24 protein-coding genes and 1 pseudogene are annotated in these 26,280 nt (G+C 59.6%); 18 read left to right on the top strand and 7 right to left on the bottom strand.

Features of this window, described 5'->3' with window-relative positions; translation table 11 throughout:
- Positions 1–21: 21 nt before the first annotated feature.
- Positions 22–1,053, bottom strand: a pseudogene (locus tag ACOZJV_RS23255) (HAMP domain-containing protein); the annotation flags it as partial.
- A gap of 192 nt (positions 1,054–1,245) precedes the next feature.
- Here ACOZJV_RS23255 and ACOZJV_RS23250 point away from each other — a divergent pair.
- Positions 1,246–2,733 (top strand): helicase HerA-like domain-containing protein, encoded by a 1,488-nt coding sequence (locus tag ACOZJV_RS23250; protein ID WP_078471868.1) that lies wholly within the window; start codon positions 1,246–1,248, stop codon positions 2,731–2,733.
- 15 nt (positions 2,734–2,748) lie between these two features.
- Here the strand turns inward: ACOZJV_RS23250 and ACOZJV_RS23245 are convergent, their stop codons facing one another.
- Positions 2,749–3,204, bottom strand: coding sequence for a DUF721 domain-containing protein (locus tag ACOZJV_RS23245; RefSeq protein ID WP_421548606.1), 456 nt, complete (start codon positions 3,202–3,204; stop codon positions 2,749–2,751).
- Between the two features lie 307 nt (positions 3,205–3,511).
- On the opposite strand from ACOZJV_RS23245, the gene secA reads away from it, so the two are divergent.
- The 4 genes from secA to ACOZJV_RS23225 all read left to right on the top strand — a co-directional run bounded on the left by secA (position 3,512) and on the right by ACOZJV_RS23225 (position 9,270).
- Positions 3,512–6,253 carry a preprotein translocase subunit SecA gene (secA, locus tag ACOZJV_RS23240; protein ID WP_078471866.1) on the top strand — a complete coding sequence of 914 codons (2,742 nt, stop codon included), beginning with the start codon at positions 3,512–3,514 and terminating at the stop codon, positions 6,251–6,253.
- Between the two features lie 123 nt (positions 6,254–6,376).
- Positions 6,377–7,594, top strand: coding sequence for a bifunctional glutamate N-acetyltransferase/amino-acid acetyltransferase ArgJ (argJ, locus tag ACOZJV_RS23235; RefSeq protein WP_421548605.1), 1,218 nt, complete (start codon positions 6,377–6,379; stop codon positions 7,592–7,594).
- Positions 7,595–7,699: 105 nt separating this feature from the next.
- Entirely contained in the window at positions 7,700–8,332 is a 633-nt protein-coding gene (locus tag ACOZJV_RS23230; RefSeq protein ID WP_421548604.1) for a glutathione S-transferase family protein, read from the top strand.
- The gene (locus tag ACOZJV_RS23225) at positions 8,329–9,270 is read left to right on the top strand and encodes a Nudix family hydrolase (RefSeq protein ID WP_201127548.1); all 942 of its coding nucleotides are present in this window, start codon (positions 8,329–8,331) and stop codon (positions 9,268–9,270) included. Before ACOZJV_RS23230 ends, ACOZJV_RS23225 begins: the two co-directional genes overlap by 4 nt.
- Positions 9,271–9,329: 59 nt before the next feature.
- Here ACOZJV_RS23225 and ACOZJV_RS23220 read toward each other — a convergent pair whose 3' ends face one another.
- From ACOZJV_RS23220 to ACOZJV_RS23210, 3 genes are read right to left on the bottom strand one after another with little or no spacing between them, the layout of a single operon-like run.
- On the bottom strand, positions 9,330–9,911 hold the full coding sequence (locus ACOZJV_RS23220) for a cob(I)yrinic acid a,c-diamide adenosyltransferase (protein ID WP_421548603.1): 582 nt from the start codon (positions 9,909–9,911) through the stop codon (positions 9,330–9,332).
- Between the two features lie 2 nt (positions 9,912–9,913).
- Positions 9,914–11,950, bottom strand: coding sequence for a sensor histidine kinase (locus ACOZJV_RS23215; protein ID WP_078471861.1), 2,037 nt, complete (start codon positions 11,948–11,950; stop codon positions 9,914–9,916).
- Positions 11,951–11,996: 46 nt separating this feature from the next.
- Complete coding sequence (locus tag ACOZJV_RS23210; protein WP_078471860.1) at positions 11,997–12,914, bottom strand: putative 2-dehydropantoate 2-reductase; 918 nt, start codon at positions 12,912–12,914, stop codon at positions 11,997–11,999.
- A 144-nt stretch (positions 12,915–13,058) separates the two neighbouring features.
- Between ACOZJV_RS23210 and ACOZJV_RS23205 the strand changes: the two genes are divergently transcribed.
- Together ACOZJV_RS23205 and ACOZJV_RS23200 are read left to right on the top strand one after the other, a co-directional pair.
- Positions 13,059–13,544, top strand: coding sequence for a YajQ family cyclic di-GMP-binding protein (locus ACOZJV_RS23205; RefSeq protein ID WP_020297250.1), 486 nt, complete (start codon positions 13,059–13,061; stop codon positions 13,542–13,544).
- 134 nt (positions 13,545–13,678) lie between these two features.
- Entirely contained in the window at positions 13,679–14,521 is an 843-nt protein-coding gene (locus ACOZJV_RS23200; protein ID WP_020297251.1) for a mechanosensitive ion channel family protein, read from the top strand.
- 277 nt (positions 14,522–14,798) lie between these two features.
- Here the strand turns inward: ACOZJV_RS23200 and ACOZJV_RS23195 are convergent, their stop codons facing one another.
- Positions 14,799–16,136 (bottom strand): OprD family porin, encoded by a 1,338-nt coding sequence (locus ACOZJV_RS23195; protein WP_421548602.1) that lies wholly within the window; start codon positions 16,134–16,136, stop codon positions 14,799–14,801.
- 921 nt (positions 16,137–17,057) lie between these two features.
- Between ACOZJV_RS23195 and ACOZJV_RS23190 the strand changes: the two genes are divergently transcribed.
- Together ACOZJV_RS23190 and ACOZJV_RS23185 are read left to right on the top strand one after the other, a co-directional pair.
- Positions 17,058–17,483: an HIT family protein gene (locus ACOZJV_RS23190; protein WP_078472050.1), complete on the top strand. Its 426-nt coding sequence runs from the start codon at positions 17,058–17,060 to the stop codon at positions 17,481–17,483.
- Between the two features lie 3 nt (positions 17,484–17,486).
- Positions 17,487–17,693: a SlyX family protein gene (locus tag ACOZJV_RS23185; RefSeq protein WP_078471858.1), complete on the top strand. Its 207-nt coding sequence runs from the start codon at positions 17,487–17,489 to the stop codon at positions 17,691–17,693.
- 76 nt (positions 17,694–17,769) lie between these two features.
- On the opposite strand, the gene ACOZJV_RS23180 is transcribed toward ACOZJV_RS23185, so the two are convergent.
- Positions 17,770–18,375 (bottom strand): cold-shock protein, encoded by a 606-nt coding sequence (locus ACOZJV_RS23180; protein WP_020297255.1) that lies wholly within the window; start codon positions 18,373–18,375, stop codon positions 17,770–17,772.
- A 458-nt stretch (positions 18,376–18,833) separates the two neighbouring features.
- Here ACOZJV_RS23180 and ACOZJV_RS23175 point away from each other — a divergent pair, with 458 nt between their 5' ends.
- The 9 genes from ACOZJV_RS23175 to tolQ all read left to right on the top strand — a co-directional run bounded on the left by ACOZJV_RS23175 (position 18,834) and on the right by tolQ (position 26,261).
- Positions 18,834–19,307, top strand: coding sequence for a Dps family protein (locus tag ACOZJV_RS23175; RefSeq protein ID WP_020297256.1), 474 nt, complete (start codon positions 18,834–18,836; stop codon positions 19,305–19,307).
- Positions 19,308–19,574: 267 nt separating this feature from the next.
- Entirely contained in the window at positions 19,575–19,796 is a 222-nt protein-coding gene (locus tag ACOZJV_RS23170) for an FmdB family zinc ribbon protein (protein WP_020297257.1), read from the top strand.
- A 97-nt stretch (positions 19,797–19,893) separates the two neighbouring features.
- Complete coding sequence (gene aspS / locus ACOZJV_RS23165; protein ID WP_020297258.1) at positions 19,894–21,669, top strand: aspartate--tRNA ligase; 1,776 nt, start codon at positions 19,894–19,896, stop codon at positions 21,667–21,669.
- Positions 21,670–21,785: 116 nt separating this feature from the next.
- A complete protein-coding gene (locus ACOZJV_RS23160) occupies positions 21,786–22,532 on the top strand; it encodes a YebC/PmpR family DNA-binding transcriptional regulator (RefSeq protein ID WP_201127535.1) in 747 nt (248 codons plus the stop codon).
- Between the two features lie 129 nt (positions 22,533–22,661).
- The gene (ruvC, locus tag ACOZJV_RS23155) at positions 22,662–23,186 is read left to right on the top strand and encodes a crossover junction endodeoxyribonuclease RuvC (protein ID WP_020297260.1); all 525 of its coding nucleotides are present in this window, start codon (positions 22,662–22,664) and stop codon (positions 23,184–23,186) included.
- Between the two features lie 116 nt (positions 23,187–23,302).
- Positions 23,303–23,911 (top strand): Holliday junction branch migration protein RuvA, encoded by a 609-nt coding sequence (gene ruvA / locus ACOZJV_RS23150; RefSeq protein WP_020297261.1) that lies wholly within the window; start codon positions 23,303–23,305, stop codon positions 23,909–23,911.
- Positions 23,912–24,970, top strand: a complete 1,059-nt coding sequence (gene ruvB / locus ACOZJV_RS23145; protein WP_020297262.1) for a Holliday junction branch migration DNA helicase RuvB — start codon at positions 23,912–23,914, stop codon at positions 24,968–24,970.
- A gap of 138 nt (positions 24,971–25,108) precedes the next feature.
- A complete protein-coding gene (gene ybgC / locus ACOZJV_RS23140; RefSeq protein WP_020297263.1) occupies positions 25,109–25,576 on the top strand; it encodes a tol-pal system-associated acyl-CoA thioesterase in 468 nt (155 codons plus the stop codon).
- Entirely contained in the window at positions 25,566–26,261 is a 696-nt protein-coding gene (gene tolQ / locus ACOZJV_RS23135; RefSeq protein WP_020297264.1) for a protein TolQ, read from the top strand. The genes ybgC and tolQ overlap by 11 nt, the downstream gene beginning before the upstream one ends.
- Positions 26,262–26,280 lie beyond the last annotated feature (19 nt).

Here is a 26,280-nt window from a genome sequence, read left to right as displayed (position 1 = left end):
GATCGAACCATGGATGCGTTCGACAAAGCGATTGAAGGCGTTGCCCAGGATGCCGAATTCGTCCTGGTTCTGGATAGTCAGGCGCCGGGTCAGGTCGCCTTCGCCGTCGGCGATGTCTTGCATGGCGCGGGTCATGACATGCAGCGGTTGCATCAGGACCCGGATCAGCATGCCCAGCAGGAAAATGGTAATGGCCACGGCGATCACGGTGGCGATCAGGGCTGAGGTACGGAATTCACTGAGCATGGCGTAGGCCTTGTCCTTATCAACGGACAGACCGATGTACCAGTTGACCGAGGAAAGGCCCTTGATCTGGGTGAAGGTGACAATTCGGGTTTTGCCATCAGCCGTGATTTCGCTGAGTTCAGTGCTGATGCGCGGGGTGTCCTGGGGGTAAATGTCCTTGAGGTTCTTCATCACCAGGTTTTTGTCGGGGTGCACCAGGACCTTGCCGTCGGCGCTGACCAGGAACGCATAGCCCATCCCGTCAAAATCCAGGGCATTGATGCTGTCTGCAATCACCTGCAGGCTCAGGTCGCCGCCGACCACACCGATGCGCTGGCCGCCCTTGAGCACGCTGTCGACGATGGAAATCACCAACTGCCCGGACGCCAGGTCGATGTAGGGCTCGGTCAGGGCCGAGCCGCTGGTGCTTTCGGCGCTCTTGTACCAGGGGCGGGCACGCGGGTCATAACCGTCGGGCATCTTGCTGTCGGGACGGATAATAAAGCTGCCATCGTTGTTGCCCAGGTAAGCGCCCATGAAGGTCGAGGTCACGGCCTTTTGTTCGAGCAGCAGGCTGACGTTGGTCTTGTCCGAGTTGAGCGCCACCGATTGCGAGAGGTTTTCGATCAGCAGCGCACGGCCGGCAAGCCAGGTCTGGATGTTTTTGGCGGTGACGTCGCCCATCTCCTGAAGGTAGTTATCCAGGTCCCTGCGGATGGCATTGCGTTGCAGGTAATCGTTGTAGAGCGTGAATAGCGCGAAAGCAGCTATGACGATCAGGGAGGCGGCAAGCAGGATTTTATGGCTGAAGCGCAGGTTTTTGTTCATGGCTCGAGGGTCCGCTAAGGTCTTGTGATCCGGGCGTGCTCATATAAAAGCGCGCAAAATAGACGGAGTTGAAAGTAAGCTGATACTTCCATCCCTCCCTAGGGAACTATCCGACATTAATTTCAGATGTGTCTGGTATCTCGTTTATTCATATCGACCGTGTACGGCTAAAGATTAACCAGGGGTGACAAAATGCCTGACTCATCGCAACTCGTTATCGGCGCCGATCTTTCCGGGCAGCCGATCGCCCAGGCCATGCGTCTGGCCAACCGTCACGGTTTGGTGGCTGGTGCCACCGGGACGGGCAAGACCGTAACCCTGCAACGCCTTGCGGAAGCCTTCAGCGATGCCGGGGTTGCCGTGTTCGCTGCCGATATCAAAGGCGATCTGTGTGGCTTGGGAGCTGCCGGCAATCCGCAGGGGAAGGTGGCCGAACGAATCGCCGGGATGCCTTGGCTGAACCATAAGCCTCAGGCTTATCCGGTGACGCTGTGGGATATCCACGGGCAATCCGGTCATCCATTACGCACCACCTTGAGTGAAATGGGTCCGCTGCTGCTGGGAAGCCTGCTGGAGCTGACCGACAGCCAGCAATCGGCACTCTATGCGGCCTTCAAGGTCGCGGACCGTGAAGGGCTGTTGCTGCTAGACCTGAAAGACCTCAAGGCGCTGCTCAATCACCTGCGGGAAAACCCGCAGGTACTGGGTGACGATGCGGCGTTGATGACCACCGGCTCCAGCCAGGCCCTGTTGCGGCGCCTGGCAACCCTTGAGCAGCAAGGGGCCGAAGCGCTGTTTGGCGAGCCGGCCTTGCAACTTGAAGACATTCTGCAACCGGCCAGCGACGGCCGCGGGCGCATTCACCTGCTCGACGCCAGCCGCCTGGTGCATGAGGCGCCCAAGGTCTACGCGACGTTTCTGTTGTGGCTGCTGGCTGAACTGTTCGAACAGTTGCCGGAGCGCGGTGATGGTGAAAAACCGCTGCTGGCGCTGTTTTTCGATGAGGCGCACCTGCTGTTCGCGGGGACGCCCAAGGCGCTGCAGGATCGACTGGAACAGGTGGTGCGGCTGATTCGCTCCAAAGGCGTGGGGGTGTACTTCGTCACGCAATCGCCAGGGGATTTGCCCGACAGCGTGCTGGCGCAGTTGGGGTTGCGGATTCAGCATGGCTTGCGCGCGTTCACCGCCAAGGAACAGAAATCCCTGCGCGCGGTGGCCGAGGGCTTTCGGCCCAACCCGGCGTTCGATGCGTTGTCAGTGCTGACCGAGCTGGGCATCGGCGAGGCCCTGGTGGGCACCTTGCAGGACAAAGGCACGCCGGCCATGGTCGAGCGCGTGCTGGTCGCGCCTCCGCAATCACGCATCGGGCCGCTGACTGAAGCCGAGCGGGCGGCCTTGATTGCCGGTTCGCCATTGCTTGGGCGCTACGACAAACCCATTGATCGCGAGTCGGCGTATGAAGTGCTGATGGGGCGCAAGGACCTTGCGCCAAAGGCCGACACGGCACCGGACAAACCGGTTGCGCAAGAGCCGAGTCTTACCGATCGGGCTGGGGAGTTTCTCGGCACTGCGGCCGGCCAGGCGCTGAAATCAGCCATGCGTCAGGCCGCCAACCAGTTGGGACGGCAATTGGTGCGTGGCTTGATGGGCTCGTTGCTGGGGGGCAGCAAGCGTCGCTGATCCGACGCCGGCGGCTCAGGTTCGCGGTTTGGCGTGACTGGCTAGGCGTTCCAGGGCGGCCCGCAGGTTGGGGTCGCTGATGCCATTGGCCGTTGCCTGGATGGTTTCGGCGGCGTTGCTCGAGAGGTCCATGGTGTGGCCCGCAGCGCCTTGCGGAACGGTGGGCGGCTGCACCTTGAACAGGATCCGCGTCAGGCTGGCGAACTCGTTGAACTCCACCAACTGGCGTTGCAGTCGCTTCTGTTGATAGCGCAGGCGGGTCGCCCAGTGGCCGTCGGTGACAATCAACAGCAAGCTGCCTTCGCGCCACGAGGCGACATGGCAATGCTCGCGCGCTGCCGGCTGCAATTGGCTTTCCACCAGGCGTTGCAGATGGGCCAGGCGCTGGGCATGGCCGAATATGGCTTTGAGAGGCTTGGCTTCGCGAAGGAGAACGGCGGGGGCTCTGGCCGTGTGTGGGCGAAATGCCATGATCAGAAACCTGAAGTTACAGAGCGGCCATGGTAGCAGAAAGCGTCCTGTTCTCTGCGCTCATCTCTGTCGGCTGGGGATTGTCCATTAAATCAATGGGTAACTTCGTACTTGTCTGGGTTGAAAGTCGGCGAAAAGGCCTTATTGTAAGTGAGCCCCGTCATAGCGCTGTACTAGCATCGTGGAATAACGCCACTTTCCTCGCCATCGTTTCCGGGTAGAATACTCGTTCGCATGCGGCCATAAGGGCTGCTCGGGCGACTCACGGGGCCGCCCTCCATCCCTATGTGTGGAAGATCCTGCCGATATGTTTGCGCCTTTGTTAAAGAAACTTTTTGGAAGCAAGAACGAGCGTGAAGTCAAACGCATGCTCAAGACGGTACAGATCGTCAATGCCTTCGAAGAGCAAATGGTAGCCCTTTCGGACGATCAATTGCGTGCCAAGACCGAAGAGTTCAAGGCCCGCGTAGCCAAAGGTGAAACCCTCGACAAACTGCTTCCTGAAGCCTTCGCGGTCGCCCGTGAAGCCGGTAAGCGGGTCATGGGTATGCGCCACTTCGACGTACAGTTGATCGGCGGCATGACCTTGCATGAAGGCAAGATCGCCGAGATGCGCACCGGTGAAGGCAAGACCCTGGTAGCAACCCTGGGCGTCTACCTCAACGCGTTGTCCGGCAAGGGCGTACACGTGGTGACGGTGAACGACTACCTGGCCCGCCGTGACGCCAACTGGATGCGTCCGCTCTATGAATTCCTCGGCCTGAGCGTTGGCGTGGTCACGCCTTTCCAGCCGCCGGAAGAGAAGCGCGCAGCCTATGCCGCCGACATCACCTACGGCACCAACAACGAATTCGGTTTCGACTACCTGCGCGACAACATGGCTTTCAGCATGGAAGACAAGTTCCAGCGCGAGCTCAATTTTGCCGTTATCGACGAAGTCGACTCGATCCTGATCGACGAAGCCCGTACCCCCCTGATCATTTCCGGTCAGGCCGAAGACAGCTCCAAGCTTTATATCGAGATCAACAAGTTGATCCCGCAGCTGGAGCTGCATGTCGAAGAAGTGGAAGGCGAAGTCACCAAGGCGGGTCACTACACCATCGACGAGAAGACCCGCCAGGTCGAACTCAACGAAGCCGGTCACCAGTTCATCGAAGAGATGCTGACCCGTGTCGGCCTGCTGGCTGAAGGCGAAAGCCTGTACTCGGCGCACAACCTGGGCCTGCTGACCCACGTCTACGCCGGCCTGCGTGCGCACAAGCTGTTCCATCGCAACATCGAATACATCGTGCAAGACGGTCAGGTGGTCCTGGTCGACGAACACACCGGTCGTACCATGCCGGGTCGTCGTCTCTCCGAAGGCCTGCACCAGGCCATCGAAGCCAAGGAAAACCTGAACATCCAGGCCGAAAGCCAGACCCTGGCCTCGACCACGTTCCAGAACTACTTCCGTCTGTACAACAAACTGTCCGGCATGACCGGTACGGCCGACACCGAAGCGTTCGAATTCCACCAGATCTACGGTCTGTCGGTAATGGTCATTCCGCCGAACAAGCCGCTGGCGCGTAAAGACTACAACGACCTGGTGTTCCTTACCGCCGAAGAGAAGTACGCGGCGATCGTGGCGGACATCAAGGAGTGCATGATTTCTGGGCGTCCGGTACTGGTAGGTACGGCGACCATCGAGACTTCCGAGCACATGTCCAACCTGCTCAACCAGGAAGGCATCGAGCACAAGGTACTGAACGCCAAGTTCCACGAAAAAGAAGCTGAAATCATCGCCCAGGCCGGTCGCCCAGGCGCCCTGACCATCGCCACCAACATGGCCGGTCGTGGTACCGACATCCTGTTGGGCGGTAACTGGGAAGTGGAAGTCGCCTCCCTGGAAAACCCGACCCCTGAGCAGATCGCCCAGATCAAGGCCGATTGGCAGAAGCGCCATCAGCAAGTACTCGAGTCGGGTGGCCTGCAGGTAATCGCCTCCGAGCGTCACGAATCGCGCCGTATCGACAACCAGTTGCGTGGTCGTGCCGGTCGCCAGGGTGACGCCGGTTCCAGCCGTTTCTACCTGTCTCTGGAAGACAGCCTGATGCGCATCTTCGCCTCCGACCGGGTGAAGAACTTCATGAAAGCCCTCGGTATGCAGCCTGGCGAAGCGATCGAGCACCGCATGGTGACCAACGCGATCGAGAAGGCGCAGCGCAAGGTAGAAGGCCGCAACTTCGATATCCGCAAGCAACTGCTGGAGTTCGACGACGTCAACAACGAGCAGCGTAAAGTGATCTATCACATGCGCAACACGTTGCTGGCCGCGGACAACATCGGCGAGACCATTTCCGACTTCCGCCAGGACGTGCTCAGCGCCACCGTCAGCGCCCACATTCCACCACAGTCGCTGCCTGAACAGTGGGACGTGGCGGGTCTGGAAACCGAAATTGAAAGCGGTTTCGGGGTGAAACTGCCGATCCAGCAATGGCTCGACGAAGACGATCACCTGTACGAAGAAACCCTGCGCGAGAAGCTCCTGAACGAGTTGGTCGCGGCGTACAACGAGAAAGAAGACCAGGCTGGCGCAGAAGCCCTGCGCAGCTTCGAGAAGCAGATCGTTCTGCGCGTCCTGGACGACCTGTGGAAAGACCACCTGTCGACCATGGATCACCTGCGTCACGGTATCCACCTGCGTGGCTACGCACAGAAGAACCCGAAGCAGGAATACAAGCGCGAGTCCTTTACCCTGTTCTCCGAGCTGCTGGATTCCATCAAGCGCGACTCGATCCGTGTGTTGTCGCACGTTCAGGTCCGCCGCGAAGATCCGGTCGAAGAAGAAGTCCGCCTGCGCCAGGAAGCCGAGGCACTGGCTGCGCGCATGCAGTTCGAGCATCCTGAAGCGCCTGGCCTGGATCAGCCCGAAGCCCTGGAAGAGGGCGTCGATGTCGATGTAGCCCTGGCCTCGGCCCCGGTTCGCAATGATCAGAAGCTGGGCCGCAACGAACTGTGCTACTGCGGTTCGGGCAAGAAGTACAAACACTGTCACGGCCAGATCAACTAAGATTTCCGCCGGACACTGAAATACCCGCGCCGCGACCGGCATCAGCCGTCGCGGCGTTTTTCCATTTGAAACACTGTCTTTCGCGACGACGGTGCTGACATCACATTAAAGAGGAGCGCATTCATGGCTGTTGGTCTTGGTCCTTTGCCAACGTTGCACCCGGTTGCCGGTTTTGAGCTTGGCATCGCTTCGGCTGGCATCAAGCGCCCGGGGCGCAAGGATGTAGTGGTCATGCGCTGTGCCGAAGGCTCCACGGTTGCAGGCGTGTTCACCCTGAATGCCTTTTGCGCGGCGCCGGTGATTCTGGCCAAGCAGCGGGTTCAGGGCCCAGTGCGTTATCTGCTGACCAACACCGGCAATGCCAACGCAGGTACGGGTGAGCCGGGCCTGGCCGCGGCCACCCGCACCTGCGCCAAGCTGGCCGAGTTGACCGGTGTCGATGCCAGCGCCGTGCTGCCTTACTCCACCGGGGTAATCGGCGAGCCGCTGCCCGTGGAGAAGATCGAAGGCGCGCTGCAGGCCGCCCTCGACGATCTGTCGGTCGATAACTGGGCCGCCGCCGCGACCGGGATCATGACCACCGACACCCTGCCCAAGGGCGCCAGTCGCCAGTTCCAGCATGAGGGTGTGACTGTCACGGTGACCGGCATCAGCAAGGGCGCCGGTATGATTCGGCCGAACATGGCGACCATGCTTGGCTACATTGCCACCGACGCCAAGGTTTCCCGCGACGTGCTGCAGAACCTGCTGCTGGACGGTGCCAACAAGTCGTTCAACCGCATCACCATCGATGGCGATACCTCGACCAACGACTGCTGCATGCTGATCGCCACCGGCCAGGCCAACCTGCCGCAAATCGACCAGGCCAGCGGCCCGCTGTTCGCCGCGCTGAAGCAGGCGGTGTTCGAGGTGTGCATGGAGGTGGCACAGGCCATCGTGCGCGACGGCGAAGGCGCGACCAAGTTCGTCACGGTAGAAGTCAATGGCGGCGGTAACCATCAGGAATGCCTGGACGTCGGCTACACCGTCGCCCACTCGCCGCTGATCAAGACCGCGCTGTTCGCTTCCGACCCGAACTGGGGGCGGATCCTGGCCGCTGTCGGTCGCGCCGGTGTGCCGGATCTGGACGTGAGCAAGATCGATGTGTTTCTGGGTGAGGTGTGCATCGCCAGCCGCGGTGCGCGTGCCGCCAGCTACACCGAAGCCCAGGGCGCTGCGGTCATGCAGCAGGAAGAAATCACCATTCGTATCGAGCTGGGTCGTGGCCAGTGCAGCGAAACCATCTGGACCACCGACCTGTCCCACGAGTACGTGAAGATCAACGCCGAATACCGTACCTGAGGCCGGTGCCCGCGCCGACAGGCTGTTTCTGGCTTCCATGGGCCAGAGGCGGCTTGCCGGCGCTGGCAAGCCCGCTGTCCCTCGCATCACACAAGGTGTCAGACCATGAGCTTCCACCTGATCATCGGCGACAAACTCTATTCTTCCTGGTCCTTGCGCGGGGCTTTGGCGCTGGAGCTGGCCGCCGTCCCCTACAGCGAAGAGCTGATCAAACTCAACCAGCCCGACACCCGCGAGCGCCTGCTCAGGCATTCGGCGACTGGCAAGGTGCCTTTGCTGAAGACCGAGCACGGCACGATTGCCGACTCGTTGGCGATTGCCGAGTACCTGGCTGAACGCTTTCCCGAGGCCCGTCTATGGCCGCTTGATACTGCCGCTCGTGCCCAGGCGCGTTCGGCGTGTGCGCAGATGCACTGCGGCTTCTTCGGCCTGCGGGGCAACTTGCCTTTCGACCTGGCACGTGACGCGCCACTGTCGCCAATGCCGCCGGAGGCCCAGGCGGATATCGAGCGGATGCTGGCGTTATGGGCCGAGTGCCGTGCCACGGCAACCGAGCCCGGGCCGTTCCTGTTTGGCCCTGCGACTCTCGCGGATGCGTTTTTTGCACCGGTCGCCGTGCGCCTGCGGACCTATCAGGTGCCATTGCCGGCGGTTGATGCGGCCTATGTCGAGGCAATCTATCAATGGCCAGCCTTCAAGGTCTGGCAGCAAGCCGGTTTAGAGGAAATAGTGCGGTGAAACGAGTACATGTGGCCGCGGCCGTTATCCGCGATGTCAGCGGCAAGATCCTGATTGCCCGGCGTGCCGACACCCAGCATCAGGGCGGCCTGTGGGAATTCCCGGGCGGCAAGGTCGAGGCCGGTGAAGCGGTGGAGGTGGCGCTGGCCCGCGAGCTGCTGGAAGAACTGGGGATTGTGGTGCAGGCGGCACGACCCCTGATCAAGGTGCAGCACGATTATCCGGACAAGCAGGTGCTGCTGGATGTGTGGGAAGTATCGGCGTTCAGCGGTGAAGCCCATGGCGCGGAAGGGCAACCTCTGGCCTGGGTCAGCTCGCGAGAACTGGCGAACTACGAGTTTCCGGCAGCCAACCAGCCGATCGTGGCGGCCGCTCGCTTGCCTTCCGAGTACCTGATCACCCCTGAGGGCCTGGAAACCCCGGCGCTGCTGCGGGGTATGCAAAAGGCCATCGCCGGCGGCATCAAGTTGGTCCAGCTGCGTGCGCCCAACGGCTACGACCCGCAATACCGCGACCTGGCGGTGGATGCGGTCGGCCTGTGTGCGGGCAAGGCGCAGTTGATGCTCAAGGGACCGTTCGAGTGGCTGGGGGATTTCCCTTCGGCAGGCTGGCACATCACCTCGGCACAACTGCGCAAGCACGCCAGCGCCGGGCGACCATTTCCCAAGGACCGCTGGCTGGCGGCCTCCTGCCACAATGCCGAGGAGTTGTCCCTGGCACAGCAGATGGATGTGGATTTCGTCACCTTGTCGCCCGTCCAGCCCACCCAGACTCATCCCGATGCCCAGCCGCTAGGGTGGGAGCAGGCCAGTCAGTTGATCAGCGGTTTCAACAAGCCGGTGTACCTGCTGGGCGGGGTCGGACCGGCCGAGTGCCAGCAGGCGTGGGCCGCCGGAGCCCAGGGCGTGGCGGGGATTCGTGCGTTCTGGCCGGATTGAAACGCGCCCGTTGCCCGTCAGCCGCCCTCGATAGAATCATTCCGGGGGCGGTTGGCCGATCACGCGGAGGGTTTTTCCGCCGCCTGCCACAGGATTTCAGCGATGCCCTGGCGCTTGGCGATCAGGCGCGCAGCGACAAACAGTAAGTCCGACAGGCGATTGATATACGCCAGGCCAACGCCTTCCAGGGGCTCCAGCGCATTCAGCTGTTGGCAGCGACGCTCGGCAGTACGCGCCAGGCTGCGGCAGACATGGGCCTGGGCTATCAATGCCGAGCCGCCGGGCAGAATGAAGTTCTCCAGGGGGCCAAGTTCCTCGTTCCAGAGGTCGATGGCCGTTTCCAGGCGCTCGACTTCTGCCGTGTTCAGCGCCTGATACACCGGCATCGCCAGCTCCCCACCCAAATCGAACAGCCGGTGCTGACACGGCGTGAGTACTTCGATGACCTGCTTCAAGCCAGGGTGCTCGACACTGTGTTCGGCCAATCCGGCCAGCAGCAGGCCCAATTGGCTGTTGAGGGTGTCGACTTCGCCGATGGCTTCGACCCGGGGATGATCCTTGGGCACCCGGCGGCCATCGCCAAGCCCGGTCTCGCCTTTGTCGCCGGTGCGGGTGTAAATCTTCGACAGGCGAAAGCCCATGCTTATCTCTCCAGTTCCAGTTGTCCGGGGTTGGGCAGTTGGGCGCCGGCCAGTGGCAGGCGCAGCGTGAAGCAAGTGCCCTGGCCCTGGGTCGAGTGCACTTCCATCTGCCCCTTGTGGTTGTTGGTGATGATGAAGTACGAAACCGACAGCCCAAGGCCGGTGCCCTGGCCGATTTCCTTGGTGGTGAAGAAGGGCTCGAACGTGCGTTTGCGCACGTTTTCGCTCATGCCGATGCCGTTGTCCTCGACCTGGATTTCCGCCCAGGGCGGGTTCAGGCGCGTGCGCAGGATAATCCGCCCCGGCTCACTGTCGTCTTCACGCAGGTGAATGGCCTGGGCGGCGTTTTTCAGCAGATTGAGCAGGACCTGTTCCAATTCATTGGCGGTGCCGGGCACCGGGCCCAGTTGCGGGTCGAACTGGCGGACGATGGCCTGGCCCTTGAAGTCGAAACCTATGGTCAGGTCGAAGTCGTTGCCGGCGATTTCCACTGCCTGATCGATCAGCGCCGGCAGGTCGCAGGGAGCCATCTGCCGGTTGCTGCGACGGCTGAAGCTGAGCATGTGGGTGACGATTTTCGCTGCCCGAGCCCCGGCCTGCTGGATGCCGTCGAGCAGTTGCGGCACTTCACGGCTTTGCAGGTAGCGGTTGACGGTGTCCAGTTCGATGCCGACCTGCTCGGCGTGTTCCAGGTTTTTCGGCAGTTCGGGGGACAGGCGGCGACGGATGTTCTGCACGTTGTGCAGGATCGCGCCCAACGGGTTATTGATTTCATGGGCCATGCCGGCGGCCAGCCCACCGACCGAGAGCATTTTTTCCGACTGCACCATCATTTCTTCCAGTGACAGGCGCTGAGTGATGTCATCGATGCGGATCACCACCCCACGCCCGGCACCGCCCATCAAGGGGTAAAAGGTCAGGGCGTAGTGCTTGGCCTCGTCGTCCTTGAACCAGGTGACCCGTTCGACCTTGGTCACGGTGTGCTGCTCCACGGTTTCCTTGAGTTGTGGCAGGAACGGCTTGAGTGGCTCGAAGGCGAGGAAGATCGGCTGGTTCAGCGCCTCGTCCAGGCGTGTGCCGGAAAGGGCGCTGGCTTCCTGGTTCCACTGGGTGACATAAAGCTGTTCGTCGAGGGCGATCAGGGCCGAGGGCATGGAGTCGATGATGCTGTTCAGGTAGTTCTGGAAGCCGGTGAGCTTCTTCTCGATTTTGCTCCGTACCTGGACTTCCAGCTCCAGCTTGCGATTGGTGTGGCGAGTTTCTTCCGCCAGCCCCTGGGCCTGGTCATAGGCTGCCTGGGAGTCATCGCGAGCGCGCTTGAGCTGCTGTTCGCGGGCTTCGATGCGCGACAGCATGGTGTTGAAGGCTTCAGCCAGGCTGCCGATTTCATCGTGGTTGCCGCGCCCGGCCCGCAGGGCGTAGTTTTCCTCGCGTGTGACCTGTCGCGACAGCTCTTCAAGCTGATGAATCGGCTGGGTGATCAGGCGCTTGATCTGTCGGGCAATGACCAGCCACAACAGCACACTGAAGATCAGGATCCCCAGGCTGGCGGTAAGGGTGCCGGTGTAGAAGGCCATCGGCAGTTCGCTGCTGGCCACCAGCAGCAAGTGCCCGGGAGCCTGGCCGGGGCGGGGCAGGGTAATCACCTGGTTGCTGCGGAATTCGGTAAGTTGCCAGGCTTCTATATGGCGATAGCGTTCTGGCAGCTTGAGCCGCTCGCCGTGTTGCAACTGCGCCAGGCGAGCGCCTTTGCCGTCGTAGACCGCTGCAGCCCGTAACGGCGAATAGCTGTTGAGTTCGTTGAGCAGGCGTTCGGCGCTTTGTGGCGAATCCAGCGCCTCGGTGGCGAGTGTCGGGTTGGAGATGAGGCGGCCGATGGTCTGCAAGGCCTGGGGTGCCATGCTTTCCTGGGAGATCCAGTAGGCGGCGCTGATAAACGTGAGGTTGGCGACCAGCAAGACCGTGGTCAGCAGGACAAGCAGGGCTGCCAGCAGCTTTTGGCCGACCGGCAGGTTTTCAAGGCGCTGGCGCAATGGCATCAGGGAACGTCGCTAAGGATGAGCAAGTGGGCAGCGTAGCCGCTGCTCAGTCGCTGGGCAATCCGCGCTGTTGCAGGAGTTCGATCAGGCGTTGCTGCAATTGGAAAAGGTGGGGCAGGTTCAACTGATGCCTGGTTGCCACCTTGCAGGCGTACCCCAGCAGGTAGCTGATTTCGGTGCGGCGCTGGCTGGCTACGTCTTGATGCATCGACGAGTAATTGGCGGCGGTGGCCTGGATCACCCGTTCGACTTCCTGTTGCAGGTCCTGGGCGGCGGCGGGCTGTCCACAACATTCCAGCAGTTCGCCGAGTTCGGCGCAGAGGGTGGCGACTTCGCATTGGTGTTGTTGCAGGCCACCATTGCGACAATCGTGGAGCACCGTCAGCGGGTTGATCGCGCAATTGAGGGCCAGCTTGCGCCACAGCCGGGTCAGGATATCGGCGCTCCATTCGTGGGGAATGCCGCTGTGGGTCAGGTCATCCAGCCAGGGCGGAGCGACCGGGTGGCCGACGTCTCCCAGCCAGGTGTAGCCATGGCCGGCAAACACCACTCGCCAGTCACCGTCGCGAAAGGCGCCTTCAGTGCTCGAGGCAAAAATGCACCGCGCCTGCGGGACCTGGGCTGCCACCGCGTCCTGGCTGCCCAGGCCGTTCTGCAGCAGGATCAGTTCAGCGTCGGCACTCAGGCGTGGCGCCAGGTGAGCGACAGCCTGCGCGGCGTCGTATGCCTTGCACGCCACCAGCAACCGCTTGATAGGTGTCGACGCATCCAGGGTTTCAGCTGCGATTGCCTGGACGCAGGCCTGGCCGTGTTCCACCAGGGTCAGCCCGCCGGCCGCCTGGTAGGCCAGCAGGCGCGCCTGGTCCCGCAGGATCAGCCTGACCGGCAAGCCGGCCCGGGCCAGTCGCGTAGCCCACAAGGTGCCGAGGCTGCCGGCGCCGAGTACATGCCAGGTGGTGCTCATCAGCTTTCTGCTCTGTTTGGCGAACACATGAGTGGCTCGCGGTGAAGGAGGGAAAAGACCCGTTATAATGAGCGCGGATTTTAACCGCAAGCCAGGCGCGCTCCATTTTTATCGAGCTGCGCCCCTTTTTATTGGAGAGACTACATGCCGTCGTTTGACGTGGTATCCGAACTGGACAAACACGAACTCACTAACGCAGTGGAAAACGCCGTCAAGGAACTGGACCGTCGTTACGACTTGAAGGGCAAGGGCAGCTTCGAGTTCAAGGAAAAGGACCTGACCGTCAACCTCACCGCCGAAGCCGACTTCCAGCTGGAAGCGATGATCGAGATCCTCAAGCTGGCGCTGGTCAAACGCAAAATCGACGTGCAGTGCCTTGAAGTCAAGGATGCCTATGCATCGGGCAAATTGATGAAGCAGGACGCGGTCCTCAAGGAAGGTATCGATAAAGAGCTGGCGAAGAAGATCGTCGCTCATATCAAGGATGCGAAATTGAAGGTTCAGGCTGCAATCCAGGGCGAGCAGGTGCGGGTCACCGGCAAGAAGCGCGACGATCTGCAGGAAGCCATCGCAGCCCTGCGTGCCAAAGAGTTCGGCATGCCGCTGCAATTCAACAACTTCCGCGACTGATCGGCTGCTTCGGGAACCTCCAGGCCTTATTGGCGTCCGAGGCCGGAGCAAGGGCAGAAACGATTGAGCGTGTGGGCTTGGTTGTTCTGCCACTCAGTCATGCAAGCCGGAACCCCGGAAATCTGGAGATATAGATGGATTTGAACGCTGAAGTGGACAATCTGGTCAAGGCTTCCCAAGCCTGGATCCCGATGATCATGGAGTACGGCAGCCGCGTGTTGCTGGCAGTCATTACCTTGGCCGTGGGCTGGTGGCTGATCAACAAGTTGACCCACAAAGTCGGCAAATTGCTGGCACTGCGCAATGCCGACCTGGCGTTGCAGGGGTTTATCAGCAGCCTGGCGAATATTATTCTCAAGGTGCTGCTGATTGTCAGCGTGGCCTCGATGATTGGTGTCGAAACCACGTCCTTCGTGGCCGCGATCGGTGCTGCCGGCCTGGCCATCGGCCTGGCGTTGCAGGGTAGCCTGGCAAACTTTGCCGGCGGCGTGCTGATTTTGCTGTTCCGTCCTTTCCGCATCGGCGACTGGATCGAAGCCCAGGGCATCAGCGGCACGGTCGACAGCATCCAGATCTTCCATACCGTGCTGCGCACCGGTGATAACAAGACGGTCATCGTGCCTAACGGTAATCTGTCCAACGGCATCATCACCAACTACAACCGTCAACCGACCCGCAAAGTGGTGTTTGATGTCGGGGTGGATTACGACGCCGATTTGCAGAAGGCCCGCGAGGTGTTGCTGGAGCTGGCCAAGGATGAACGAGTCCTGGCCGACCCGGCACCGGTGGCTGTGGTTTCTACCCTGGGTGATAGCGCTATTACCTTGTCGTTGCGGGTATGGGTGAAGACTGCGGACTATTGGGATGTGATGTTCCGCTTTAACGAGTTGTCCCGTGATCGATTGCGGGCGGCCGGGATCGATATCCCGTTTCCACAGCGAGTCATTCGAGTCGTTCAGGAAGCTGCACCGCAATAAGACAGTTTTATTACTTGTCTGATCAGTCAAGTATCTGCAATAAACTCAAGGGGCGTTACGCCCCTTGATTGTTTCTGGCGTACTGCAATCAGGGTTAATAACTTTTGGGCTAAGTTTGCGTCGCAACTTTAGCTGCCGCACCAGCCATAACTTTGTTAGCTACCTATTTAGTAGTTTGGTTGTTTGTTATGCGTCAGGCATAAAAAAACCGCCCACCTGAATCAGGTGGGCGGTTTTTGTTAGAGCAGGGCTCTAGCGCTATCGAATAGTCGCTGAATTACAAGATGCTCAGCGGGTACTCGACGATCAGACGCAGGTCGTTCAGGTTGTCGTAGTTACCGGCACGGTAGTCGGCGTTGCTACCACGGTAAATTGCGTTACGCAGACGGAACGAGAGGTCCTTGGCCGGGCCTTCTTGAAGCACGTACTTGGCTTCCAGGTCCCACTCGTGCTCGGTGCCATCGCTGGAGTCGGCAACAGTGACGTTGCTACCACGGATGTAGCGAGTCATGAAGCTCAGGCCAGGAACACCGAACGACGCCATGTTGATGTCGTAGCGAGCCTGCCAGGATTTCTCGTCTTCACCCACGAAGTCGGAGATCTGCACCGAGTTGGCTACGTACACAGTACCGCCGCCGTCAACACCGTAGTTGTAGCCGGTCTTGCCGCTGGACTGCTGGTAGGCCACGGTGAATTTGTGAGCTTCGATGCTGTAGGCAGCTGCAAGGCTCCAGACTTTGTTGTCCAGATCGCCGGCCAGTTTCTTGCCGTCGTCTTTGCTGCGGTAGGCGTTGAGGTCGAAGTTCAGCGATTGTTTTTCGCTCAGTGGCAACGTGTAGTTCACGTTGATGTACTGCTTCTTCCAGTAGTCTTCAACGTCGGACGCATGGACCGCGAAGATGAAGTTCTCAAGGCCGGAGTAGGTAGCGCCTGCGATGTTGGCTACGGTCAGACCTGGCTTGTAGGTACCGTCAACGGTGTTGCGGCCGTTGATGCTGTCACGAGCCATGCCGGTCTGGCCGCTCATGGCGGTGAAGCGACCTGCGGTCAGCTCCAGGCCTTTGATTTCGTTGCTGGTCAGCAAGGTACCAGTCGCGATTTCAGGCAACAGACGGCCGTCATCGGTGGTGAATACCGGGCTGGATACAACCTGGTTGCCGTACTTGAGTACAGTGTTCGACAAACGCAGTTTGACGGCTGCTGCAGCTTTGGATTGGGTGTTCTCTGGTTCGCCGGCACCGTTGGTACCGAACAGACCGTTACCTGCACGGCCTGCGCCGCCATCAAGCTTGACGCTGCCCATTGCCATTGCGTCCACGCCGACACCTACGGTGCCTTGAGTGAAGCCGGACTGATAGTTGAGCAATTCGCTGATGCCAGTGTCCTGGCGATAGCCGCTGATGCCGTCATCGCTGGTGGTATTGGTACCGTTAGCGCGACGATCGTTGCCTACGCCGCTTTTGAAATCGCGGTTCATGTACATCATGCGAGTTTTCGCAGTCAGGGTGCTGTCTTCGATGAAGCCCTTGGCTTCGTCCTGAGAAGACGCGATTGCGAACTGCGAGGTGCCTGCTGAAACAGCCAGGGCGATCATGCTCCACTTCATCACGCGCATCGTGATTTGCTCCTTTGGTTTTTAGAAGAGTACTGCCGTCCCACCTGATTTATTATCTGGGCGGCTCTTTCTTTTTGTGTCGGCGCAAACTTATATCACGCTGACAATGTTGGCGATACTTGCGTATCTATCCTTTCGGCTTCTTTACGAGCCTGTCGCAAATTGCTCGATCCATGTCGCAATTTCGTAGTCCAACTGTATTCGGACTGACAACTAAAGCGTCGTTTTTGAAAGCCGTATTGACGTAAGAAAGACTCTCGTCGTGGGCAATCAAAACAGCATGGGGCGACCCTGCCACTATTATTATTGGCCTATAAGCGGTTCTCTTTCGCAGAGCCTCTTTTAGACGATGTGGGGGTGAATGCAACAAGCGTGCTCAAATCAGCAAAAGCTCGGATTTTTTTTTAACCTTCGGCCCGGGCCTGTAAAAACCTCATAAAACCTGCGTTTTAAGGTCCTTTGGTTCGGGCTTGACGCCGCTTCTTGGGTTGTGTTGCTCCCTGCGAAAAAATCGCGAGACCATCAAAAACGTTACCGGTTCACCCCGTTTGTGAGTAAACGGCGGATGCGTGACGCACTAAGAGTAGACGCACTGTGCGGTTTTGGTGCAAAAGTTCATGACTGCTGTGCCGAATTCATACAGTTGTGCCATTGCAGACGCTGCCATGGCCGAGCGGGCGCGGTGCCCGATCGAGATCACGCCTAACGGTCGGCGCTTTGATGGTGCGTTGGCGCTGAAAATGTTCCGCCGTGGGGCGATGGACTTTTCTTTTGCAGGGTGTGTAGCGCAGCGTGCAGTTCAGGGCGGATGGCGATGAACCCGAAGGCATTCGCGGGTATGCTGCATCCTTTCGCCAGGCAGGCTGCCAGCCTTGTCGGGCACCAAGCTTAAATTTGATGAACTGAGCGGGAGTGCGCGCGGTGTTCGCTTTAGATCCACGGCTTCAACAAGACACATTGCCTATCGGCGACTTCCCGTTGTGCCGGTTGCTGTTGTCCAACGACTCGAATTATCCCTGGTTCATTCTGGTTCCACGTCGCGCCGACATCAGCGAGTTGTTTCAATTAGATGATGCTGATCAACAACAACTGTGGCGCGAAACCACGGCGTTCGCCGAGTTGCTCAAAGACTCGTTCGATGCCGACAAGTTGAATGTGGCAGCCCTGGGTAATGTAGTCAGCCAACTGCATATGCACGTTATTGTGCGGCGACGTGACGATGCTGCCTGGCCAGCCCCGGTATGGGGCAAGCACCCGGCGCGGCCTTACACGGCCGAGCAGGTGGCAACTATTCGTGAGCGTTTGCGCCTGGTGCTGGCCGATGACTTCAAGTTCCTGGAGGCCTGACTCATGAGCCTTGATGAGCGTGTAATGGAGTTGGAAAGCCGATTGGCGTTTCAGGATGACACCATCCAGACCCTGAACGATGTGTTGGTTGCGCAACAGCGCGTGGTCGAGCGCCTGCAATTGCAGATGGCAGCCTTGCTCAAGCGCCAGGCGGAAATGGCCGGTCAATTCGAAACGTTCGAGGAGGAGGCCCCGCCGCCGCATTACTGATTCAAGGTCGTGTATTGGCCGGGCAATAAAAAACCGCGTTGCAGCGAGGCTGCAACGCGGTTTTTTTTCGGCTGAATCAGCGACGCGGCAGAGCGGCGATCACATCTTCGGCTTGCAGGCCTTTATCACGGTTCATCACCGAAAACTCCACGCGCTGGCCTTCGACCAGGACGCGATGGCCTTCTCCGCGAATAGCGCGAAAGTGCACGAAAATATCATCCCCGGAATCGCGGGAAATAAAACCGAAGCCCTTGGACGTGTTGAACCATTTGACGGTGCCCGTATCGCGATTGGTCATGTCATAGGTTTGGGAGGAGGCAGCAGCCGGTGACGACTTGTAGAAGCTGACCGCCAGGTGCAGAACTACGGCAATCACTGCCGTCAGCAGGCTGAACAGGACGGCAGGTTGGCCGCCGATGACCGGCATTGGAGCGAGCAGGGTGAGTGTCTGCAGGACCACGGCCAGAACCAGCAGCGCGCTGACCAGGTTTTGCAGTTGGTGACGTGGACCTCTGTTCCAGTAAGGGATAACCGGAGCCAGAGTGAGGTTGAGCAGGCCGAAAAAGGCCAGGTATACAGCATCAGGTTGTTGCAGGTAGGGAATGGCCTCAGACCGAAGGCTGGGGATAAAGGACAGCAGCAGAGCCGCAGCGCCCGTTAGCAGGTGGACGATTTTCAACATTTTAATTAACTCACGTTAAGACGGATCGCAAGGAAGAGCTGATGACGCACGGTTCGCTTCTGAACAATGGGAGGCGTTGGGCACGTACGTGGTATCAGCCTATGCGTTGTGGCCGAAGAAATAGGCAACAACGACACGGTGCCTATTTAACAGTAAAGCCCTTGCCTTCTCAAATCAGCTGCGGTGTCGGTGGGAGCGGGCAGGGCGGCGGCGGGGAGCGCAAATCTTTGCAGTATCGTGCAAAGCCTTGATTTAGAGAGCTGGCGCCCGCATTTTCAATAAGCACCGTTTTTCAGTCGTTCCATCGTGAGCTTTCGCAGCCGAGTGATGGCACGTCGCAGCTTGCGGGACAATTGACCGCAGGCCTCAAGGGAAATCCGCTCAGCGAGGGTGATTGACTCTTGCTAGAGTGGTTCGGCACCTGGTTTGGTGAATTCAACCTGTCAACGGAGATAAACATGGCAATCGATATCGGTATCAGCGAAGAAGACCGCAAATCCATCGTGGATGGCCTCTCCCGCCTGCTTTCAGATACATACGTGCTTTATCTGAAGACTCATAACTTTCACTGGAACGTCACCGGTCCACAGTTTCGTACCCTGCACCTGATGTTCGAGGAGCAATACAACGAGCTGGCCCTGGCAGTCGACCTGATCGCCGAGCGCATCCGCGCGCTGGGCTTCCCGGCACCTGGCGCCTACTCGATCTATGCCCGCCTGTCTTCAATCAAGGAAGAAGAGGGCGTGCCGAGTGCCGAAGAGATGATCAAGCAATTGGTCGCCGGTCAGGAAGCCGTGACCCGTACGGCGCGCGGCATTTTCCCGTTGCTGGACAAGGTCAGTGACGAACCTACCGCGGACTTGCTCACCCAGCGCATGCAGGTGCATGAAAAAACCGCATGGATGCTGCGCTCCCTGCTCGATAACCGCTAACCGCCGGGGACGAGTGGTGCCGTTTGGCGTCACTCGTCGTCGCGCTGCCTTTATATCCTGCCATTTGGCCGATGCTCAGCAATGACTGCGGTGCGGTCTGTCACTGGGCGGGTGCCACTCTGGGTACTGTGAACCTTGCTCTGTGCCCGGATACGGCTGCACAGGGCCGATTTAATGGATATAATCACGCCCTTTGTTTCCGTAGCCCGGGCTTTGGCGTGGGCTCTGACTGCAGTTCAAGCTCCATTCTGATTGTCGAGACGTCCCATGCCCATGTACGACTACCAATGTGCCTCCTGCGGTCATCAGCTGGAAGCCATTCAAAAGATCAGTGCCGATCCACTGGTCGACTGCCCTGCCTGCCAGGCGCCCGAATTGAAGAAAATGCTGTCCATGCCTGGCTTTCGCCTCAGCGGCACCGGCTGGTACGAGACCGACTTCAAGACCGGCACCAAGAAGAATCTGGCCGGCGGCGACAAAGCTGACTAAGTTGAACGACACGCGCGAGTTCTTGCACTATCCGGCACCTTAGAGGTGCGCAAGGCCTCCCACCGAATTTCGAATTACGAGAAGTGAAACCACTACCATGATGCGCAGCCATTATTGCGGCCAACTGAACGAAAGCCTGGAAGGTCAGGAAATTACTCTTTGCGGGTGGGTCCACCGTCGTCGTGACCATGGCGGGGTGATTTTCCTCGATATCCGTGATCGTGAAGGTCTGGCTCAAGTGGTATTCGATCCGGATCGCGCTGACACTTTTGCTGCTGCCGACCGTGTGCGCAGTGAATACGTAGTCAAGATCACCGGTAAGGTGCGCCTGCGCCCAGCCGGTGCCGGCAACGCCAACATGGCGTCGGGCATGATCGAAGTGCTGGGCTACGAGCTGGAAGTATTGAACGAAGCGGAAACCCCGCCGTTCCCGCTCAACGAATTCTCCGACGTTGGCGAAGAAACCCGCCTGCGTTATCGCTTCATCGACCTGCGTCGCCCGGAAATGCTGGAAAAACTGCGTCTGCGCTCGCGCATGACCACCAGCATCCGTCGCTACCTGGATGAAAACGGCTTCCTGGATGTCGAAACCCCGATCCTGACCCGTGCCACCCCTGAAGGCGCGCGTGACTATTTGGTGCCGAGCCGCACCCACGCCGGCAGCTTCTTCGCCCTGCCGCAATCGCCGCAGCTGTTCAAACAACTGCTGATGGTGGCCGGTTTCGATCGTTACTATCAGATCGCCAAGTGCTTCCGCGACGAAGACCTGCGTGCCGACCGCCAGCCTGAATTCACCCAGATCGACATCGAAACCAGCTTCCTCGATGAAAAAGACATCATGGGCCTCACCGAAGGCATGATCCGCAACCTGTTCAAGGAAGTGCTGGGTCTGGAATTCGGCGAATTCCCGCACATGACCTGGGACGAGGCCATGCGTCGTTACGGTTCCGACAAGCCGGACCTGCGTAACCCGCTGGAACTGGTAGACGTTGCCGACCAGCTCAAGGATGTCGAGTTCAAGGTGTTCAGCGGCCCGGCCAACGACCCGAAAAGCCGTATTGCCGCCCTGCGCGTACCTGGCGGTGCGAGCATGCCGCGCAGCAAGATCGACGACTACACCAAGTTTGTTGGCATCTATGGTGCCAAGGGCCTGGCTTACATCAAGGTCAACGAGCGCGCCAAAGGCGTCGAAGGCCTGCAGTCGCCAATCGTCAAGAACATCCCTGAAGCCAACCTCAATGTGATCCTGGATCGCGTTGGTGCGGTCGATGGCGACATCGTGTTCTTCGGTGCCGACAAGTCGAAGATCGTCAGCGAGGCCCTGGGTGCGCTGCGGATCAAGGTCGGTAACGATCTGAACCTGCTGACCAGCGAGTGGGCTCCGATGTGGGTCGTCGACTTCCCTATGTTCGAAGAGAACGACGATGGCAGCTTCACCGCCCTGCATCACCCGTTCACCGCGCCCAAGTGCACCCCGGAAGAGCTCGAAGCCAACCCGGCGACCGCTCTGTCCCGTGCCTACGACATGGTTCTGAACGGCACCGAGCTGGGTGGCGGTTCGATCCGTATCCACCGCAAAGAGATGCAGCAATCGGTCTTCCGCCTGCTGGGTATCAGCGAAGCGGAACAGGAAGAGAAATTCGGCTTCCTGCTCGACGCCCTGAAATACGGCGCGCCGCCACACGGTGGCCTGGCTTTCGGTCTGGACCGCTTGGTCATGCTGATGACCGGCGCCCAGTCGATCCGTGAAGTGATCGCCTTCCCGAAAACCCAGAGCGCCGCTTGCGTCATGACTCAGGCCCCGGGCCTGGTAGACGCCAAGGCCTTGCGCGAGCTGCACATTCGTCTGCGCGAACAGCCCAAGGCTGAGTAAGCTGACCTGATAAGGCGCATCTTCGGGTGCGCCTTTTTCTATTGGGTCTGGATTTTGTTGTTCGCGCGCTGCAAGGGCGTCGCGGACAAGGTTTCAAAGAGAATTTGGAGCAAGTTATGGCAGGTCATTCCAAGTGGGCGAACATCAAGCACCGCAAAGAGCGTCAGGATGCCAAGAAAGGCAAGATTTTCACCAAGTGGATTCGTGAGCTGACTGTCGCTGCCCGTCAGGGCGGTGGGGACCCGGGCTCCAACCCGCGTCTGCGGCTGGCCCTGGACAAGGCCCTTGGCGCAAACATGAGCCGCGATATCATCGATCGTGCGGTGGCACGTGGTGCCGGCGCGGCCGATACCGACGACATGGTCGAGCTGACCTACGAAGGTTACGGACCGGGCGGCGTGGCGGTGATGGTCGAATGCATGACCGACAACCGCAACCGTACCGCAGCAGCCGTGCGTCACGCGTTCAGCAAGTGTGGTGGCAACCTGGGCACCGACGGTTCGGTGGCCTACCTGTTCGAGCGCAAGGGGCAGATTTCCTTTGCGCCGGGTGTCGATGAGGACGCGCTGATTGAAGCCGCCATGGAAGCCGACGCCGATGATGTGGTGAGCAACGAGGACGGTTCGGTCGACGTGTTCACCTCCTTCGGCGGTTTTTACGCGGTGCGCAATTCGTTGGAGGCCGCCGGATTCAAGGCCGACGATGCGGAAATCGTCATGCTGCCGACTACCAGTGCCGAACTGGATCTGGAAGGCGCGGAAAAGGTCCTCAAGCTGATCGATATGCTGGAAGATCTTGATGACGTGCAGAACGTCTATTCCAACGCGGATATTCCTGAGTCGGTGGCAGAGCAGCTCGGCTGATCCATCTGCAATACTCATGAAGCCGGAGGTGCAATGCCGTGATGATCGAACGGTGCTGTACTTCCGGCTTCTGCCTTTTAGCGGTTCCGGCTTCGGTCGGCGGGCAACTTCTTTCCAGCAGCAGGCGTTATGACTCTTATTCTTGGCATCGACCCCGGTTCGCGCATCACCGGTTATGGCGTGGTCCGTGATACCGGGCGTGGCTGCGTGTACGTCGCCTCCGGTTGCATTCGAACCGGTGGCGGCGAGTTGCACGAGCGCTTGCAGATCGTTTATCGCGGTGTCCGCGAAGTCATACAGACCTATGGCCCGGTGACCATGGGCATCGAAAAGGTGTTTATGGCGCGCAACGCCGACTCGGCCTTGAAGCTGGGCCAGGCCCGTGGCGCGGCGATTGTCGCGGGGGCCGAGGAAAGCCTGGAGATCGCCGAATACACCGCGACCCAAGTCAAGCAAGCGGTGGCCGGCACTGGCGGCGCCAATAAAGAGCAGGTGCAGATGATGGTCATGCACTTGCTCAAACTCACCAGCAAGCCGCAGATCGACGCCTCGGACGCCCTGGCAATTGCCATCTGCCATGCTCACACCCGCTCCAGCCTGTTGCCCCATGGCCTGGGTACGGCACGCAGTCGTGGCGGTCGCCTGCGTCTCTGATAGCATCAGCGCAGTCTATTCAGGAGTGGAGCCTGGTGCGCCTGTCTGCCCGGCCGCCATGCTCGCTCGGTTATTCGCCAGCCATTGAATCTGGCCAGTCTTTAAGGATCTGAAACGTGATTGGACGCTTGCGCGGCAATTTGGCTGAAAAACAGCCGCCGCATCTGATTCTTGATGTAAACGGTCTGGGTTATGAGGTTGAAGTGCCCATGACCACGCTTTATCGCCTGCCGTCGGTCGGCGAACCCCTGACCTTGCACACCCATTTGGTCGTGCGTGAAGACGCGCAGTTACTCTACGGCTTCAGCACCAAGCGCGAGCGAGACTTTTTTCGCGAGTTGATCCGTCTCAATGGTGTCGGGCCGAAACTGGCCCTGGCCTTGATGTCCAGTCTGGAAGTCGATGAGCTGGTGCGTTGTGTGCAAGCCCAGGACACGTCGGCGCTGACCAAGGTGCCAGGGGTGGGTAAGAAGACCGCCGAGCGCTTGTTGGTTGAGCTCAAGGACCGCTTCAAGGCCTGGGAAACCGTACCGAGCATGTTTGCCCTGGTGCCCAACCAGCCGGACGGGCCGGCGCCAGTGGCCAGTGCCGAGACCGATGCGGTCAGCGCGCTGATTTCCCTGGGTTACAAGCCCCAGGAGGCGAGCAAGGCTGTATCTGCCATCAAGGAAAAAGGTTTGAGTAGCGAAGACATGATCCGCCGCGCCCTGAAGGGAATGATTTAAGTGATTGAAGCTGATCGTCTGATCGCCGCCACGGGCCCCCGTGACCGCGAAGAAGTCCAGGATCGTGCGATTCGCCCTGTCAGCCTGGCCGAGTACATCGGCCAGCCGACCGTGCGCGAGCAGATGGAGCTGTTTATCCAGGCGGCCCGTGGGCGCAATGAGTCGCTGGATCACACCCTGATCTTTGGTCCGCCGGGCCTGGGCAAGACCACCCTGGCCAATATCATCGCCCAGGAAATGGGGGTGTCGATCAAGAGCACCTCGGGTCCGGTGCTGGAGCGTCCGGGAGACCTGGCGGCGCTGCTGACCAACCTGGAACCCCATGACGTACTGTTTATCGACGAGATCCACCGGCTTTCACCAATCGTCGAAGAAGTACTGTATCCGGCGATGGAGGATTTCCAGCTCGATATCATGATTGGCGAGGGCCCGGCGGCGCGCTCGATCAAGCTCGACCTGCCACCGTTCACCCTGGTGGGCGCCACTACCCGTGCGGGGATGCTGACCAACCCGTTGCGTGACCGCTTTGGTATCGTCCAGCGCCTGGAGTTCTACAGCACCGCCGATCTGGCAACCATTGTCGGACGCTCAGCGACGATTCTGGGGTTGCCCCTGGACCCGGACGGTGCGTTCGAGATCGCCCGTCGTGCCCGAGGCACGCCGCGGATCGCCAACCGCCTGTTGCGTCGGGTGCGCGATTACGCCGAAGTCCGGGCCAAGGGCCATATCACCAAGCCGATTGCCGATCTTGCACTGAACCTGCTTGACGTCGATGAACGTGGCTTCGACCACCAGGACCGACGTCTACTGCTGACCATGATCGAGAAGTTCGATGGCGGGCCGGTGGGGGTCGACAGTCTGGCGGCAGCGATCAGCGAGGAACGGCACACCATCGAGGACGTGCTCGAGCCGTACCTGATCCAGCAGGGCTACATCATGCGCACGCCACGTGGGCGCGTGGTGACTCGGCATGCCTATTTGCACTTCGGTCTTAACATCCCGTCACGATTGGGGGAGATGCCTGTGGTAGACGAATTCCTCGATGCCGTAGACGATTAAAAACTCGTCCTGTGTCGATTTATTCGAGGTTTGTGCTGTCCTAGGGGCAGGCATGACCGTTCTTTCGCAAGAAAGGCGCAGGAGAATGAAAAACAGTTGCCTGGCCGGATTGGCAACCTGAGGAGTAAGCACTAGAGTATGCGCGCGCAAAACGGGCTTGAGTCGTTCGCACATCGTTGTCGCGTTTATTACGAGGACACCGATGCCGGCGGCATCGTGTATTACGTTAATTACCTTAAGTTTATGGAGCGGGCTCGAACCGAGCGGCTACGTGATCTGGGCTTCGCCCAATCGCAGCTGGCAGGGGAGAACCTGTTGTTCGTCGTGCATTCCAGCGAAGCGCGCTACCACGCGCCGGCGCGACTGGATGACGAACTTCTGGTAAGTGCACAAGTAATCGAATTGAACCGGGTCAGCCTGCGCTTTAAACAGCAGGTCAGGCGGGCTACGGATAATGCGCTGCTCTGTGAAGGGCAGTTTTTGGTGGCCTGTGTGCGCGCCGATAGTTTGAAACCCCGGGCCATTCCCGAAGCTCTACGTGCGGCCTTTGCCGACGTGAGCGGCGCGGGTACACACTCAGAGCAGGAGATAAAGCGTGGAAGCTAACGTCGTCGACCATTCCTCCATGTGGAGCTTGGTCAGCAATGCCAGCGTCGTGGTGCAGTTGGTAATGCTGATTCTGGTGGCCGCATCGGTGACCTCATGGGTCATGATTTTTCAGCGCAGCAATATGCTGCGTGCCGGTCGACGTGCCCTGGAGAGCTTTGAAGAGCGCTTCTGGTCGGGTATCGACCTGTCCAAACTCTATCGTCAGGCTGGCAGCAACCCGGACCCGGATTCGGGTGTGGAGCAGATTTTCCGTGCTGGCTTCAAAGAGTTCTCCCGCCTGCGCCAGCAGCCCGGCGTTGACCCGGAAGCCGTGATGGAAGGCGTCGCCCGTGCCATGCGCGTGGCTATTTCCCGCGAAGAAGAAAAGCTCGAAACCGGCCTGCCGTTCCTGGCGACCGTTGGCTCCGTGAGCCCGTACATCGGCCTGTTCGGTACGGTGTGGGGGATCATGAACTCCTTCCGTGGCCTGGCTACCGCCCAGCAAGCGACCCTGGCCACTGTGGCCCCGGGTATCGCCGAAGCCCTGGTTGCCACCGCAATCGGCCTGTTCGCGGCGATTCCGGCAGTTATCGCCTACAACCGCTTTGCCGCGCGCAGCGAAACCCTGACCAGCCGCTACTACACCTTCGCCGATGAGTTCCAGGCGATCCTGCACCGTAAAGTGCACACCAGCGAAGAATAAGCAGGTAATTTCCAATGGC

Origin of the sequence: Pseudomonas sp. QD4 (assembly GCF_049199125.1) — a bacterium.
In the GTDB taxonomy this organism is placed as follows: Bacteria; Pseudomonadota; Gammaproteobacteria; order Pseudomonadales; family Pseudomonadaceae; genus Aquipseudomonas.
This window is presented reverse-complemented; position numbering and strand designations above follow the sequence as displayed.

What these genes read in the sequence shown, in the direction of transcription:
- ACOZJV_RS23195 (WP_421548602.1), bottom strand. Translation starts at nt 16,136, where the DNA reads ATGCGCGTGATGAAGTGGAGCATGATCGCCCTGGCTGTTTCAGCAGGC.
- argJ (WP_421548605.1), top strand. Translation starts at nt 6,377, where the DNA reads ATGGCTGTTGGTCTTGGTCCTTTGCCAACGTTGCACCCGGTTGCCGGT.
- ACOZJV_RS23180 (WP_020297255.1), bottom strand. Translation starts at nt 18,375, where the DNA reads ATGTTGAAAATCGTCCACCTGCTAACGGGCGCTGCGGCTCTGCTGCTG.
- ACOZJV_RS23230 (WP_421548604.1), top strand. Translation starts at nt 7,700, where the DNA reads ATGAGCTTCCACCTGATCATCGGCGACAAACTCTATTCTTCCTGGTCC.
- ACOZJV_RS23250 (WP_078471868.1), top strand. Translation starts at nt 1,246, where the DNA reads ATGCCTGACTCATCGCAACTCGTTATCGGCGCCGATCTTTCCGGGCAG.
- secA (WP_078471866.1), top strand. Translation starts at nt 3,512, where the DNA reads ATGTTTGCGCCTTTGTTAAAGAAACTTTTTGGAAGCAAGAACGAGCGT.
- ACOZJV_RS23200 (WP_020297251.1), top strand. Translation starts at nt 13,679, where the DNA reads ATGGATTTGAACGCTGAAGTGGACAATCTGGTCAAGGCTTCCCAAGCC.
- ACOZJV_RS23220 (WP_421548603.1), bottom strand. Translation starts at nt 9,911, where the DNA reads ATGGGCTTTCGCCTGTCGAAGATTTACACCCGCACCGGCGACAAAGGC.
- ACOZJV_RS23245 (WP_421548606.1), bottom strand. Translation starts at nt 3,204, where the DNA reads ATGGCATTTCGCCCACACACGGCCAGAGCCCCCGCCGTTCTCCTTCGC.
- ACOZJV_RS23160 (WP_201127535.1), top strand. Translation starts at nt 21,786, where the DNA reads ATGGCAGGTCATTCCAAGTGGGCGAACATCAAGCACCGCAAAGAGCGT.
- aspS (WP_020297258.1), top strand. Translation starts at nt 19,894, where the DNA reads ATGATGCGCAGCCATTATTGCGGCCAACTGAACGAAAGCCTGGAAGGT.
- ACOZJV_RS23210 (WP_078471860.1), bottom strand. Translation starts at nt 12,914, where the DNA reads ATGAGCACCACCTGGCATGTACTCGGCGCCGGCAGCCTCGGCACCTTG.
- ACOZJV_RS23185 (WP_078471858.1), top strand. Translation starts at nt 17,487, where the DNA reads ATGAGCCTTGATGAGCGTGTAATGGAGTTGGAAAGCCGATTGGCGTTT.
- ruvC (WP_020297260.1), top strand. Translation starts at nt 22,662, where the DNA reads ATGACTCTTATTCTTGGCATCGACCCCGGTTCGCGCATCACCGGTTAT.
- ACOZJV_RS23170 (WP_020297257.1), top strand. Translation starts at nt 19,575, where the DNA reads ATGCCCATGTACGACTACCAATGTGCCTCCTGCGGTCATCAGCTGGAA.
- ACOZJV_RS23205 (WP_020297250.1), top strand. Translation starts at nt 13,059, where the DNA reads ATGCCGTCGTTTGACGTGGTATCCGAACTGGACAAACACGAACTCACT.
- ACOZJV_RS23215 (WP_078471861.1), bottom strand. Translation starts at nt 11,950, where the DNA reads ATGCCATTGCGCCAGCGCCTTGAAAACCTGCCGGTCGGCCAAAAGCTG.
- ybgC (WP_020297263.1), top strand. Translation starts at nt 25,109, where the DNA reads ATGCGCGCGCAAAACGGGCTTGAGTCGTTCGCACATCGTTGTCGCGTT.
- ACOZJV_RS23175 (WP_020297256.1), top strand. Translation starts at nt 18,834, where the DNA reads ATGGCAATCGATATCGGTATCAGCGAAGAAGACCGCAAATCCATCGTG.